12 protein-coding genes are annotated in these 14,878 nt (G+C 63.5%); 2 read left to right on the top strand and 10 right to left on the bottom strand.

The features are described 5' to 3' along the window. Window positions 1-51: 51 nt before the first annotated feature. Window positions 52-1,227, bottom strand: coding sequence for a cysteine desulfurase family protein (locus tag BA190_RS03365; RefSeq protein WP_068282563.1), 1,176 nt, complete (start codon window positions 1,225-1,227; stop codon window positions 52-54). Window positions 1,228-1,618: 391 nt separating this feature from the next. On the opposite strand from BA190_RS03365, the gene BA190_RS03360 reads away from it, so the two are divergent. Together BA190_RS03360 and BA190_RS03355 are read left to right on the top strand one after the other, a co-directional pair. Beyond that, entirely contained in the window at window positions 1,619-2,278 is a 660-nt protein-coding gene (locus BA190_RS03360; RefSeq protein ID WP_068282561.1) for an alpha/beta hydrolase, read from the top strand. 75 nt (window positions 2,279-2,353) lie between these two features. Beyond that, the gene (locus BA190_RS03355; RefSeq protein ID WP_068282560.1) at window positions 2,354-2,836 is read left to right on the top strand and encodes a GNAT family N-acetyltransferase; all 483 of its coding nucleotides are present in this window, start codon (window positions 2,354-2,356) and stop codon (window positions 2,834-2,836) included. Between the two features lie 150 nt (window positions 2,837-2,986). On the opposite strand, the gene ilvD is transcribed toward BA190_RS03355, so the two are convergent. The 9 genes from ilvD to BA190_RS03310 form a co-directional block, all read right to left on the bottom strand. Beyond that, window positions 2,987-4,828, bottom strand: coding sequence for a dihydroxy-acid dehydratase (gene ilvD / locus BA190_RS03350; RefSeq protein WP_068282557.1), 1,842 nt, complete (start codon window positions 4,826-4,828; stop codon window positions 2,987-2,989). Between the two features lie 122 nt (window positions 4,829-4,950). Further along, the gene (locus tag BA190_RS03345) at window positions 4,951-6,138 is read right to left on the bottom strand and encodes a patatin-like phospholipase family protein (RefSeq protein ID WP_082979421.1); all 1,188 of its coding nucleotides are present in this window, start codon (window positions 6,136-6,138) and stop codon (window positions 4,951-4,953) included. Window positions 6,139-6,172: 34 nt separating this feature from the next. Continuing rightward, window positions 6,173-7,843, bottom strand: a complete 1,671-nt coding sequence (locus tag BA190_RS03340; RefSeq protein WP_068282555.1) for a ribonuclease J — start codon at window positions 7,841-7,843, stop codon at window positions 6,173-6,175. Window positions 7,844-8,025: 182 nt separating this feature from the next. Then, window positions 8,026-8,781 (bottom strand): biotin--[acetyl-CoA-carboxylase] ligase, encoded by a 756-nt coding sequence (locus BA190_RS03335; RefSeq protein ID WP_068282550.1) that lies wholly within the window; start codon window positions 8,779-8,781, stop codon window positions 8,026-8,028. Between the two features lie 13 nt (window positions 8,782-8,794). Beyond that, window positions 8,795-10,225, bottom strand: coding sequence for an NADH-quinone oxidoreductase subunit NuoN (nuoN, locus tag BA190_RS03330; protein ID WP_068282548.1), 1,431 nt, complete (start codon window positions 10,223-10,225; stop codon window positions 8,795-8,797). A gap of 14 nt (window positions 10,226-10,239) precedes the next feature. Then, complete coding sequence (locus BA190_RS03325) at window positions 10,240-11,751, bottom strand: NADH-quinone oxidoreductase subunit M (protein WP_371260285.1); 1,512 nt, start codon at window positions 11,749-11,751, stop codon at window positions 10,240-10,242. Next, complete coding sequence (nuoL, locus tag BA190_RS03320; RefSeq protein WP_082979420.1) at window positions 11,751-13,895, bottom strand: NADH-quinone oxidoreductase subunit L; 2,145 nt, start codon at window positions 13,893-13,895, stop codon at window positions 11,751-11,753. Before nuoL ends, BA190_RS03325 begins: the two co-directional genes overlap by 1 nt. A gap of 4 nt (window positions 13,896-13,899) precedes the next feature. After that, entirely contained in the window at window positions 13,900-14,208 is a 309-nt protein-coding gene (gene nuoK / locus BA190_RS03315; protein WP_068282543.1) for an NADH-quinone oxidoreductase subunit NuoK, read from the bottom strand. Between the two features lie 3 nt (window positions 14,209-14,211). After that, complete coding sequence (locus BA190_RS03310; RefSeq protein ID WP_068282540.1) at window positions 14,212-14,820, bottom strand: NADH-quinone oxidoreductase subunit J; 609 nt, start codon at window positions 14,818-14,820, stop codon at window positions 14,212-14,214. Window positions 14,821-14,878: the final 58 nt, after the last annotated feature.

Genomic DNA, 14,878 nt, shown 5'->3' with positions numbered 1-14,878 from the left:
GGTCTCCTGGTGCCGCCCGAAAGCAGCAAATTTTACAGATCGGACGGGGGTTTAGGCCGCCCGATGCCTTCTGTCATGTAAGTTCTTGCGCAGCCTTTTCCAGGCCGCGACAAAAAACTCGATCTCTTGGACTGTGGTTTCCCGTCCCAGCGACACGCGCAAGGCGCAACCGGCCAGCGCCGGCGCCACGCCCATCGCCGTCAGCACATGGCTGACCTTCACCTTGCCCGACGAGCAGGCAGATCCCGAGGAGACGGAGATACCCTCAAGATCCAGCGCGATCAACGTCGTTTCCGCCGCCATCCCCGGTTCGGCGAAATTCAGCGTGTTCGGCAGGCGCTCCACGCCCTCGCCGAACAGCACGATATCCGGCGATGCGTCCCGCAACGCTTTCTCCAGCTTCGAACGCAGGACAAGGCTCTCCTGCCCATAAGCCGCAAGATCCCGCGCTGCGGCGCGCGCTGCCGCGCCGAAGCCGGCGAGTGCCGGCACGTTCTCGGTCCCGGCCCGCAAACCCTTCTCCTGGCCACCGCCGCGGATGAGGGCATTGGGCTGGTGCAAACCGTCGCTGGCCAGCACCAAGGCGCCGGCGCCGAGTGGACCGCCGAGCTTGTGGCTCGAAATCGTCAGAAGATCCGCTCCGATCTCATTGATAAAACACGCGATCTTCCCGGCGGCCTGCGCGGCGTCGCAATGAAACACACTGCCGGCCTCACGCACGCGAGCAGCGATCTCGGCCACCGGCTGCACCACGCCGGTCTCGTTGTTGGCCAGCATCACCGAAACCAGGCCCGTCTCTCCGCATTCGCGCCAGGCGGCAAGCCGGGCCTCGAGTGCACCGAGATCGAGCACCCCATTCCCATCCACCGGCAGGAGGTCGAGTTCGGTGTTCTGCGGACGCACGCCATTCAATACGCTGGCATGCTCCACGCTGGATACAGCCATGCGCCGGAGGGGAGGCTTACCGGGGCGTTGCCAGTCGAGATTGAGGGCCAGATTGTTGGCTTCCGTAGCGGAGGCGCAGAAAACCACGTTCTTGGCGAGCGCACCGACGAGATCGGCGACGCCATGGCGCGCCGTCTCCACTAGCTTGCGCACCGCGCGGCCATCCGCATGCACGGAAGACGGCGCACCACACAGATCCAGCGCGGACAGCATGGCGGCGCGAGCCTCCTGCCGCAACGGCGTGGTTGCATTGTGGTCCAGATAGGTGCGCGACCTGGTCAAACCCCAAAAATCCGTTGTTCTGCCGCTCTGCCAATGCGGAAAAGCTTGCAAAACGCCCTGCTCTTCGTGTTAAGAAGCGCTACCCGAACGCGGGCTGGGTGCAATGCGTCCTCATCGGCGCATGGATCAAAGCGCATCGCATCCAAGCGATGAGCTACTTTAGAATAGTTCTAAGACATTAGAATTATTCTAAAGTCATACTCCTGCCTCCCTCAGCCGTCAAGGCCAGTCATCGGAGCCGGAGTGCGAGGCCCAAGCGGGAATTCGTGGTCCGCCCTAGGGAGGGCCCGGATATCCTGCGAGGTTTCGAAGTTCTCGCGGAACTCGACTGACGGGAACCGTTCGGATCAACCGAGCTCTGCTCTGGCACACGAAAAAGGCAACTCAATATATGCCCGAAGTTACGTTCACCGGCCCGGCAGGCCGCATCGAAGGCCGCTTCCAGCCGTCCAAGCAGCGTGGAGCCCCCATTGCGATCGTCCTGCATCCGCATCCGCAATTTGGCGGGACGATGAACAACAAGATCGTCTACGACCTGTTCTATGCCTTCGTGCAGCGCGGTTTTTCGGCTCTGCGTTTCAATTTCCGCGGCGTCGGCCGCAGCCAGGGCTCCTTCGACCACGGCGCGGGCGAGCTTTCCGATGCTGCCTCAGCGCTCGACTGGGTGCAGGCGGTGACGCCCGATGCCAAGTCCTGCTGGATCGCCGGCGTCTCGTTCGGGGCCTGGATCGGCATGCAGCTCCTGATGCGCCGCCCGGAAATCGAGGGCTTCATCTCGGTGGCGCCTCCGGCCAATCGCTTCGACTTCTCCTTCCTTGCCCCCTGCCCGTCCTCCGGCCTGATCGTGCATGGCGACGCCGATCGCGTGGCGCCGCTCAAGGATGTCGAGACCCTGGTCTCCAAGCTGAAGACGCAGAAGGGCATCGTCATCGAGCAATCGGTCATCCCCGGCGCCAACCACTTCTTCGACAACAAGACGGACGAATTGATCGCGTCATGTTCGTCCTATCTCGACAAGCGCCTCGGCCTGAACGATATCGACGCAGCCTGAGTTACCGTTGAAATCACGGTTTCAGGCAACACAGTCAGCCCGCCCGCAAGGCGGGCTTTTTGTTGGAGCACGACAATGTCCCTGACCATCCGCCGCGCCGAACCGGCCGATACCGCAACCGTGCTGGATTTGATCCGCGGCTTGGCGCTTTATGAGAAGCTCGAACATGAGGCGGTCGCCACCGAAGCCGACATCAGCGCCAGCCTGTTCGGCCCCAACCCGCGTGTCTTCTGCGAGATAGCCCAGTGGCAAGGAGAGACCGCCGGTTTCGCCCTGTGGTTCTACAACTACTCGACCTTCCTCGGCCGCCACGGCCTCTATCTCGAAGATCTCTTCGTGAAGGAAGCGTTTCGCGGCCACCGCATCGGCCAGGCCCTGCTCCGCCATCTCGCCCAGCGCTGTGTCACGGAAAAGCTCGGCCGCTTCGAATGGGCGGTGCTCGACTGGAACGAGCCCGCCATCGGCTTCTACGAAAGGCAGGGCGCGGTGCTGCGCAAGGAATGGATCGGCTGCCGCCTGACCGGCGAGGCACTGGAGAAGCTGGCTAGAGGCGGCTGAGGACGTTCCGGGACCGCCGGCTTCCAGCCGGCTCTTGGAAGCACTGCACCCGCCGATGAGGAAGAGCCGGCTGCAAGCCGGCGGTCCCAGGAAGAAAGTGCCGGTCCCACTCCATCTCTCGATGAAGTTCAGAAGACCGGCACGCCGGGCTCAGTCGAAATCCGGCACCTGGCGCACGGCGCCCTTGGCGGCGCTGGTGGCCATGGCGGCATAGGCGCGCAGCGCCGTGGTGACCTTGCGCTTGCGCGGCGCGGCCGGGCGCCAGGGTGCGGCTCCCTTGGCGGCGCGGCGGCGATCGAGCTCGGCTTCCGGCACCGCCAGCACGATGGTGCGGTTGGGGATGTCGATCTCGATGCGGTCGCCCGGCTCGACCAGGCCGATGGTGCCGCCCTCTTCCGCTTCCGGCGAGGCATGGCCGATCGACAGGCCCGACGTGCCGCCGGAAAAGCGGCCATCGGTGATCAGGGCGCAGGCCTTGCCCAGGCCCTTCGACTTCAGGTAGCTGGTCGGATACAGCATTTCCTGCATGCCCGGCCCGCCGCGCGGTCCTTCATAGCGGATGACGACGACGTCGCCGGCCTTGACCTTGCCGTTCAGGATGCCGTCGACGGCTGCGTCCTGGCTCTCGAACACCACGGCGGGGCCGGCGAATTTCAGGATGGATTCATCGACGCCGGCGGTCTTCACGATGCAGCCGTCGAGCGCCAGATTGCCCTTCAGCACGGCAAGGCCACCATCCTTGGAATAGGCATGCTCGCCAGAGCGGATCACGCCCTTCTCGCGGTCGAGATCAACATCGTCCCAGCGCCGGTCCTGGCTGAAGGCGACCTGGGTGGGCACGCCGCCCGGTGCGGCCTTGAAGAATTCGCGCACGCTCTCGCTCTTGGTGCGCACGATATCCCAGCGTTCGAGCGCATCCGCCATGGTGGTGGAATGCACGGTCGGCAGATCGCGATTGATCAGGCCGGCTCGATCGAGCTCACCGAGAATGCCCATGATGCCGCCGGCGCGATGCACGTCCTCCATATGGACGTGGCTGACGGCCGGAGCGACCTTGCAGAGCACAGGCACGCGCCGCGACAACCGGTCGATGTCGTCCATGGTGAAGGCGATTTCGCCTTCATGCGCGGCAGCCAGGATGTGCAGCACCGTGTTGGTCGAGCCGCCCATGGCGATGTCGAGCGTCATGGCATTCTCGAAAGCGCCGAAACTGGCGACCTGGCGCGGCAGCACGCTCTCGTCATTCTGTTCGTAATAGCGGCGTGCCAGATCGACAATGAGATGGCCGGCCTCGACGAAGAGGCGCTTGCGATCGGCATGGGTGGCGAGCGTCGAGCCGTTGCCGGGCAGCGACAGGCCGAGGGCCTCGGTGAGGCAGTTCATCGAATTGGCCGTGAACATGCCCGAGCAGGAGCCGCAGGTCGGACAGGCCGAGCGCTCGATCGCCTTGACGTCCTCGTCGGAGACCTTGTCGTCGGCGGCGGCGACCATGGCATCGACAAGATCCAGCGCCTTGGTCTTGCCGCCCAGGATGACCTTGCCGGCCTCCATCGGCCCGCCCGACACGAACACCGTCGGGATGTTGAGGCGCAGCGAAGCCATCAGCATGCCGGGGGTGATCTTGTCGCAGTTGGAAATGCAGACCATCGCGTCGGCACAATGGGCATTGACCATATATTCCACGCTGTCGGCGATCAGCTCGCGAGAAGGCAGCGAATAGAGCATGCCGTCATGGCCCATGGCGATGCCGTCATCCACCGCGATGGTGTTGAATTCCTTGGCAACGCCGCCGGCCTGCTCGATCTCGCGGGCGACCAACTGGCCGAGATCCTTGAGATGGACATGGCCGGGCACGAACTGGGTGAAGGAATTGACGACCGCGATGATCGGCTTGCCGAAATCCCCGTCCTTCATGCCGGTGGCGCGCCAGAGGCCACGGGCACCGGCCATGTTGCGGCCATGGGTGGTGGTACGGGAACGATAGGCGGGCATCGGCGTCTCTGTGCGTTCGTTAAATCAGGCGGGAAAGCGTTCGTATATGAGCCGCCCGGCTGGCAATGGCAAGCATGTTTCCTCCTGGGAGTGCAGGCGAGACGCCTGTCGTCCCGGGAGCGTTAGCCTCTGCCGAAATCGTAGCTGGCGAATGCTTCGGCATTGTGGGGCTTGTGGAAGATCTCCGGATGGCCGAGGGCGTGGCAGGCATCCTCGTAGCCCGAGGCCCAATGTTCTTCCATCATCAGGCGGGAGAAATCATAGTCCTTACTGGCCCCTTCATATTTGCGCGCCCTGTAGATCAGTTGCACGACATTGCAGGCCTTGCGCTCGACCGCCTTGCTGAGCAGCTCGACATCCTGCTCCAGGCCGAAATCCGCCGGCAACTCCGCCAGGATGCGCTTGAGGGCGCCGCGCAGGCGTTGGCGTTCGCGGGCGCGAGTGGTCGCCGCCCGCGTGCGGCTGGAATATTGGATCTCCTTCTGCCGGACCTCGACCTCGGCCATGTCCTTGGGAATGTCGCCGCGGGCGTTCCACAGGTCGACCTGGAAGGCGAGCGTATCAAGGTCCTGCTGCTCCAGGATCCATTGCAGGGGCGTGTTCGAGACCAGTCCACCATCCCAATAGAATTGCCCGTCGATCTCGACCGGTGGAAAGCCTGGCGGCAAAGCGCCGCTTGCCATGATATGTTCCGGCGTGATGCGCGCCGTGCCGTTACCATTGTCGAAATAGGCGAAATTGCCACTGGCGATGTTGACCGCCCCGACCGCAAAACGTGTCTCGCCACTGTTGAGCCGATCGAAATCGACCAGTTGCAGCAGAGTCTGCTTCAAAGGGGCGGTGTCATAGAAACTGGTGGCGCCGACGGAGCCGGCCGGCATGAAATAGGGCGGCGGAAAGCGCGGCTCGAAAAACTTCGGCGCCCCTTTCAACAGAACCTGGCCGGCCAGCAGTTGGTTCACCAGCTTGTGCTGGCGATCGCCTTCCCGGGCGAACAGGCGGACCCATTCAAGAGCCGGCTCGAAGGGCGGGTCGCTCACCATCTCCCAGAAACGCCGGAGCTTGGCGACGCGTTCGCCGGGGGCGTTGCCGGCGATCAGGGCAGCGTTGATGGCACCGATCGATATGCCGGCGATCCAGTTGGGCTGAATGCCCCGTTCCTCAAGCGCCTGATAGGCGCCGGCCTGATAGGCACCGAGCGCGCCCCCGCCCTGCAACAGCAGGGCGATACGCTGAAAACCGTTGCGCTCATCCTCGGCATCGACGGGTTTGCGGGTACGGCGGGTGCGGGTTCGATCTACATCTGTCACGGCGAGGTTCCATCCTGCGAACCCTGGCCGGCTATCAGACGACCAGCACGATCACATGACAAACCGGCTTCTTGCCCCACACCGCATTCACGGCCGAACGCACCGCGCGCTCCACGGCCAGTTCGACCGCGTCCGGATCGCGCCGCTTGGGCTTGGGCAGGCTGTCGATCACCAGCAAGGCGGCATCGGCGATGACGTCGTCCATCAGGCGGCCGTCGCCGACGCGTAGCGGCAGGCCGGAGAATTTCACATCCGGCTCGTTGACGATCTCGCCCTTGTCCGACAGAGCGAGCGCAACCGAGACAGCACCGGACCAGGACAGACGCCGGCGTTGGGGGATGGTCTCCTCGGAGGCGTTGATCAGTACGTCACCGTCGAGGCAGATGCGCCCCGTCGGTGCCTCGTCCACCACCCTGGTATCACCTTCGCGCAGCGCGATGATCTGGCCGTCACCGGCCGCGACGACTTCCGGCACGCCGAGCGAACGGGCGAGTTCGGCATGTTCGGCCAGGTGCCAGGCTTCACCATGCACGGGAATGGCAATCTTCGGCCGCGTCCAATGATACATGTCGGTGAGTTCGCCGCGCCGCGGATGGCCGGAGACATGCACGAGCTGGTTGCGGTCGGTGACGATCTCCGCCCCCTGCTTGACGAGACCGTTGATGATGTTGCCGACGGCCTTCTCATTGCCCGGGATGGTGCGCGAGGAGAAGATCACCGTGTCGCCCTTGGCCAGGGTCACCTCGGGGTGTTCGCCGCGGGCGATGCGTGCCAGCGCGGCGCGCGGCTCGCCCTGGCTGCCGGTGAGCACGCAAACCACCTTCTCGCGCGGCAGGAAACCGTAGCTTTCCGGCGAAAGGAAATCGGGAATGCCGTCGAGCAGGCCGCATTCACGCGCGACCTGGCAGACCCGCTCCATGGCCCGCCCGACGATCACCACACTGCGATCGTTCGCCATGGCGGCTTCGGCGATCGAGCGGATGCGCCCGACATTGGAGGCGAAGGTGGTCACTGCCACCCTGCCCTTCTTGGCGGCGATGATCTCCGCCAGGTTCTTGGCGACGTCGCGCTCGGAGGGCGAACGCCCGTCGCGGATCGCATTGGTGGAATCGCAGACCAGGGCCAGCACCCCCTCGTCGCCCAGTGCCTTCAGCCGCTCGGCATCGGTCGTGGGCGGGATCACCGGCGTCTCGTCGATCTTCCAGTCGCCGGTGTGGACGACCATGCCGGCGGGAGTACGGATCGCCAGCGCATTCGACTCCGGAATGGAATGGGCGACATTGATCAATTCGACGTCGAACGGCCCCAGGTTGAACCGCGCCCGGGAGGGAATGATGCGCAGATCGATCCTGGGGGCATCGGGATCGTGCAGTCGCTTGGCTTCCAGCAGGGCCGCGGTGAACTTGGTGGCATAGACGGGCACCTGCAGTTTCGGCCACAGATGGATGAGCGCGCCGAAATGATCTTCATGCGCATGGGTGATCACGATGCCCGTCAAATTCTTGCGCTGGGCTTCGATGAAGCGGGTATCGGGCATCACGAGGTCGACGCCGGGCAGGCTGTCGTCGCCAAATGAGACGCCGCAATCGACCATCAGCCATTGACGCTTGTTCGCCGGGCCATAGCCGTACAGCGCCATGTTCATGCCGATCTCGCCGATGCCGCCCAGGGCGCAGAAGACGAGGTCGGTGGTATCGCGTGCCATGTCTGTTCCTTACGGGCGCGCAGGCCCCATTATTCGCATCGGGCTGCAACGAAGGCAGCCAAACTCTTCATGAATCGGATGAATTAAAGCGTTTTGCGATCCGGCGGAATCACCAAGAACCGCAAAGACGCGTCGAACGAAAGCATTCGGGCTAAAGAGCGTTTCCCCTGAACGCGCCTTGCTCAAGGGATCAGGCCCGGAAAGAAGATCTCGCCTGCCGAAATTTCGCGCCGCGCCCCGGCATCGTCGCGCAGGATCAGCACGCCTTCGGCGTCAAGGGCCTCGAACACGCCATCGATGTCACCCGAGGGCAAGCGCACCACGATGCGGCGTCCGAGGCCGGCAGCACGCTGCAGCCAGGCCTCGCGGATGGCGGCAAAGCCGGCGCCGCGCTGCCATTGCTCCAGGCGCCGGGCAAAGCCATCCGTCAAGGCGGCAAAAAAGGTCTCGACATTGATGGCGGCATCGCTCGCCGCCAGATGCGTGGCCGGATAGGGCGTGCCTTCCGGATGGCTGGCGATATTGACCCCGCAACCGATCACCGCCGAAAAACCGCCGCCGGCATGGGCACCTTCGACCAGGATACCGGCAAGCTTGGCTCCGCCGATCAAGACGTCATTGGGCCATTTCAAGGCGAGCGCCGCGGCGGCGCGCGGTGCGGTTGCAAGCACCGCATCGCTGAGCGCGAGGGCGGCAACGAAACAAAGATCGGCGGCCCGCCTCGGCTCGGCGGGATCGACCAGCAGCAGCGAGGCATAGAGGTTCCCCAGCGGGGAACTCCAGGGACGGCCGCGCCGCCCCTTGCCGGAGACCTGCTGGCCGGCCGTCACCCACAGGCGATCCTGGCCGCACTGCAGGGCCTCGACATTGGTCGAACCAATCGAGTCGAAGTGAAGATGACGGAAGCCTGCCGCCTGTGCCCCTGTTCCGAGTTTCATTGCCCCGGGCGCATCAGCCCGAGGGCAGGAGCGAGGCGGCCGCCGCCGCGGCCGGACCGGTCACCAGCGTCGGCCAGACGATGAAGAACACCGTCACGACGGTTGCGATGGCAAGCACGCCGGCGAGCGAAGCCGACATCGGCTCGAACTCCTCGGCCGGCTCGTCGAAGAACATCACCTTGATGATGCGCAGATAATAGAAGGCACCCACCACGCTGGAGAGCACGCCGAGGATCGCCAGCGGCCACAGGCCCTGGTGCACGGCGGCGACGAACACATACCACTTGGCCCAGAACCCGGAGAGCGGAGGAATGCCCGCCAGCGAGAACATCAGCGCAGCGAGCGCATAGGCCATGATCGGCTGCTTGCTCGACAGGCCGGCAAGATCGCTGACGCTCTCGACATAGGCGCCCTTGCGCTTCATCGACAGGATCACGGCGAAGGTACCGATGGTCATGGCCAGATAGAGCGCCAGATAGATCAGCACGCCCTGCACGCCCTCGGAGGTACCCGCCGCCAGGCCGACCAGGGCAAAGCCCATATGGCCGATCGACGAATAGGCCATCAGTCGCTTGATGTTGCTCTGGCCGATGGCGGCAAAGGAGCCGAGAGCCATCGAGGCGATGGCGATGAACACCACGATCTGCTGCCACTGGGCGAGAGCCGCAGGGAAGGAGGTGATGATCACGCGGACCAGCAGGCCCATGGCGGCAATCTTCGGCGCGCCGGCGAACAGGGTAGTCACCGGGGTGGGTGCGCCCTCATAGACATCGGGCGTCCACATATGGAAGGGCACGGCCGAGATCTTGAAGGCCAGGCCCGCGAGCAGGAAGACGATGCCGAAGACCAGACCGAGGCCGACATGCCCCTGCACCGCGGTGGCGATGCCGGTGAACGACACGGTGCCGGCAAAGCCGTAGATCAGCGACGCGCCATAGAGCAGCATGCCCGAGGAAAGCGCACCGAGGACGAAATATTTCAGGCCCGCCTCGGTGGACTTCAGGTCGTCGCGATGGATGGAAGCGATGACGTAGAGCGCCAGCGACTGCAACTCCAGCCCGATATAGAGGGCGATGAGATCGTTGGCCGACAGCATCATCATCATGCCGGTGGTGGCCAGCAGGATCATCACCGGATATTCGAACTTCTCGATGCCGCGCGAGCGCAGGAAGTCGCTCGACATCACGATCGCCGTTCCCGAGCCGATCAGGACCAGGATCTTGGTGAAGCGGGCGAAGGCATCGACGCTGAAGGAACCGTTGAAGGCCTTGCCATCGGTGCTCATGGCCACCAGCACCGCGACGACGGCCAGCAGCACCACCGAAAGCGTGGTGACCAGGCCGTAGCCGCGCGGCGCCGAGAAGACACCGATCATCAGCAGAGCGATGGCGCCGAGGACCAGAACGATTTCCGGAAGCGCCGTTGCAATTTCAGAAGCAGACATGGCTCGCCTTCGGATCAGTTAAGCGCAACGCTGGCAGCTTTCGCCGCCTGGATGAGATGGGTGACGGCGGCTTCGCTCATGTTCAGGATCGGCTTGGGATAGACGCCGAAATAGATCGTGAGCAGCACCAGCGGGGCCAGGATGATGAACTCCCGGCCAGTGAGGTCGGCGATGCCGGCCAGGCTCGGCTTTTCCAGCGCGCCGTAGACGACGCGGCGATAGAGCCAAAGCGCATACGCCGCCGACAGGATCACGCCGAACGTGGCGAAGAAAGCCACCCAGGTGTTGGTCGAGAAGGCGCCCACCAGCGTGAGGAACTCGCCGACGAAGCCTGATGTGCCGGGCAGGCCGACATTGGCCATGGTGAACACCATCAGGGCCAGCGCATACCAGGGCATGCGGTTGACCAGGCCGCCATAGGCCGCGATCTCGCGGGTATGCATGCGGTCATAGACCACGCCGACGCACAGGAACAGCGCACCCGAGACGATGCCGTGCGAGATCATCTGGAAGATCGCGCCCTGCACGCCCTGCTCGTTCATCGAGAACAGGCCCATGGTGACGAAGCCCATATGGGCGACCGACGAATAGGCGATCAACTTCTTGATATCCTCCTGCATCAGCGCCACCAGCGAGGTGTAGACGATCGCGATGACGGAGAGGGTGAACACCAGCGGCGCGAAATATTCGGACGCCGCCGGGAACATCGGCAGGGAGAAGCGGATGAAGCCGTAGCCGCCCATCTTCAGGAGGATGCCGGCCAGGATGACCGAACCCGCCGTCGGGGCTTCCACGTGGGCATCGGGCAGCCAGGTGTGAACCGGCCACATCGGCATCTTCACGGCGAAGGAGGCGAAGAAAGCCAGCCACAGATAGGTCTGCATCTGCACCGGGAACGGGTGCTTGAGCAGCACGGCGATGTCCGAGGAGCCGGCATTCCAATACATCGCCATGATGGCGATCAGCATCAGCACCGAACCGAGCAGCGTGTAGAGGAAGAACTTGAAGCTGGCATAGATGCGCCGCTGCCCGCCCCAGATGCCGATGATGAGGAACATCGGGATCAGGCCGCCTTCGAAGAACAGGTAGAACAGCACGATGTCCTGCGCGCAGAACACGCCGATCATCAGCGTCTCCAGCACCAGGAAGGCGATCATGTATTCGCGCACGCGGTTCTGGATCGAGCGCCAGGAGGCGAGGATGCAGAACGGCATCAGGAAGGTGGTCAGGATGACGAAGGGCAGCGAAATGCCATCGACGCCCATGCGATAATTGATCGCCCCGCCCGTGGTGCCGCCGAGCCAGTTGGTGTTCTCGACGAACTGGAAGCTGGTGTTGGCCGGATCGAAGGCAAACAACGGGAAGAGCGAGACGACGAAGGTCGCGATGGTGGTCCACAGCGAGATGATGCGCGAATTGCGCTTCACGCTTTCGGAGTCACCCCGAAGCACGAGCATCAGCACCACGCCCACCAAGGGCAGGAAGGTCGTGACCGAAAGAACCGGCCAGGAAAACTGAGACGACATCAGTGCGTGCCTCCGAGCATGGACCAGGTGAACAAGGCCGCAATGCCGATCAGCATGGCGAAGGCATAGTGATAGAGATAGCCGGTCTGCAGCTTGACGACGCCGCGGGTGACATCGACGACGCGGGCGGAGACGCCATCAGGCCCGAGGCCGTCGATGACGGCGCCATCACCCTTCTTCCACAGGAAGCGGCCGAGCCACTTGGCCGGGCGGACGAAGGCCCAGTCATACAGCTCGTCGAAATACCACTTGTTGAGCAGGAAGTTGTAGAGCAGCGGATTGCGGGCAGCGATGCCCGCCGGCACCGAGGGCTTGACGATGTACATGTAATAGGCCGTGGCCCAGCCGATGGCCATCATGGCGAAAGGCGCCAGATGGACGAGCCACGGAACATGCTCCATGCCCTCGAGGATCTTGGTGCCCTCGCCCAGTGAAACCGCCTCACGCCAGAAATGCTCCAGCCCTTCCTCGGTGGCGAAGGAGTGATGGAACACCATGCCCGCAATCACCGCACCGATCGACAGCACCGCCAGCGGGATCATCATCGGCATCGGCGATTCATGCGCATGGTCATAGGTATGCGCATCGGCCCGGGTCTGGCCATGGAAGGTCATGTAAATCAGGCGCCAGGAGTAGAAGGAGGTCATCAGGGCCGCGATCACCGTCATGCAGAAGGCATAGAGCGGGATCAGGCGGCCACCTTCGGCATAGGCAGCCCAGGCGGCCTCGATGATGCCGTCCTTGGAGTTGAAGCCGGCGAAGCCGATCTGGGTGAAGGGAACGCCGAAGCCGGTGAGCGCCAGGGTGCCGATGATCATCGCCCAATAGGTCAGCGGGATCTTCGACTTCAGCCCGCCCATATGTCGCATGTCCTGCTCATGATGCATGGCATGGATCACGGAGCCGGCACCCAGGAAGAGCAACGCCTTGAAGAAGGCGTGGGTGAACAGATGGAACACGCCGACATTGTAGGCGCCGACGCCCAGCGCCACGAACATGTAGCCGAGCTGCGAACAGGTCGAATAGGCGATGACGCGCTTGATGTCGTTCTGGACCAGGCCGACCGTGGCGGCGAAGAAGGCCGTGGTGGCACCGATGAAGGTGACGAAGGCGAGCGCATTCGGGGCATGCTGGAACAGCGGCGACAGGCGCGCCACCATCACGATGCCGGCCGTCACCATGGTGGCGGCATGGATGAGCGCGGAAACCGGCGTCGGGCCTTCCATCGCGTCCGGCAGCCAGGTGTGCAGCAGGAACTGCGCCGACTTGCCCATGGCTCCCATGAACAAGAGGAAGCAGGCGACTTCCAGTGCCGGCAGCGTATAGCCGAGGAAGTGGATGCTGGTCTCGGCCTTGCTGGCGGCTTCCTTGAAGATGCCCTCGAAGCCGACCTGGCCGAAGATCACGAACACCGCGAAAATGCCGAGCGAGAAGCCGAAGTCGCCGACGCGGTTGACCACGAAGGCCTTGATGGCGGCAGCATTGGCCGTGGGGCGCTTGTACCAGAAACCGATCAGGAGATAGGAAGCCAGGCCCACGCCTTCCCAGCCGAAGAACATCTGCACCAGATTGTCGGAGGTCACCAGCATCAGCATGGCAAAGGTGAACAGCGACAGATAGGCAAAGAAGCGCGGCCGCGAAGGATCCTCTTCCATATAGCCGATGGAATAGAGGTGGACGAGCGAGGACACGGTGGTGACCACCACCAGCATCACGGCCGTCAGCGTATCGACGCGCAGGGCCCAGTCGATCTGCAGCTTGCCGACATGGATCCAGTCGAGGACCGGAACCGAAGCGGTGGCGCCGTTGAAGCCGACATTGATGAAGGCGACCCAGGATAGCAGGCAGGACACGAACAGCAGGCCGGTCGTGATGTATTCGGCAAAACGGATCTTGCCGGGCGAATGCGGAGATTCCTCGACGGCGTGATGATCGTCGTGACCATGGGAGTCATGGCCGTGGTCGTCATGGCCATGTGCTTCGTGGCCATGTGCGTCGTGCCCGTGACCACCATGCGCATGGTCGCCATGGCCATGTCCGGATGTCTCGGCAGCATCGGCCGGCGCCAGGCGCCAGGTCAGCATGTTGGCGAGGCCGGCAATCAGGAAGCCGAGGAGCGGCAGGAAGACAATTGCGTTATACACGCCCTCAGCCCTTCATCACGTTGATATCTTCGACGGCGATCGAACCGCGGTTACGGTAGAACGCCACCAGAATGGCCAGACCGATCGCGGCCTCGGCGGCAGCGACGGTCAGGATCAGGAGGGTGAAGACCTGGCCCGTAATGTCGTGCAGCGCCGCGGAGAAGGCGACCATATTGATGTTCACCGCAAGCAGGATGAGCTCCACCGACATCAGGATGACGATGACGTTCTTGCGGTTGATGAAAATCCCGAGCACGCCGATGGTGAAGAGAACGGCGGCGACAGCGAGAAAATGGGAAAGATCGACGGCCATGTGTCAGATCCCCTGCCCTGGCTGAACTTTGATGACCTCGACCGACTGCGCCTTGGTGCGCGCCGATTGCAGGGCCGGATTCTGGCGCTTGACGCCTTCCTTGTGGCGCAGCGTCAGCACAATGGCGCCGATCATGGCCACCAGCAGCACCAGGCCGGCGCCCTGGAAGAAGAAGGCATATTGCGTGTAAAGCACGCGGCCGAGCGCCTCGGTGTTGGTGACGGAGGTGTCGATCTGCGTCTGCGGATTGACCACGATGCCGGGGGAGATCGCCCAGCCGACCACCACCATCAGTAGCTCGATCAGCACGATCAGGCCGACCAGGAAACCGATCGGCAGATATTGCAGGAAGCCCTGGCGCAACTCGGTGAAGTCGACGTCGAGCATCATCACCACGAAGAGGAAGAGCACGGCGACGGCGCCGACATAGACCACGATCAGGATCAGCGCGAGGAACTCGGCCCCGGTGAGCATGAACAGGCCGGCCGCGTTGACGAAGGCCAGGATCAGATAGAGCACCGAATGCACAGGGTTGCGCGACAGGATGACCATCAAGGCCGATGCCACGCAAACAAAGGCGAACAGGTAGAAGAAGGCTGTCGCCACATTCATGTTCAAACCCCTCTCCGGCCCGTTTCCGTGCCGTCTAGTCTCAAACTGCTTCAGCCTG

The organism is Labrys sp. WJW (genome assembly GCF_001676615.1).
GTDB lineage: Bacteria > Pseudomonadota > Alphaproteobacteria > Rhizobiales > Labraceae > Labrys > Labrys sedimenti.
The sequence above is the reverse complement of the archived record's forward strand: the minus strand, read 5'-3'. Positions and strand labels throughout refer to the sequence as shown.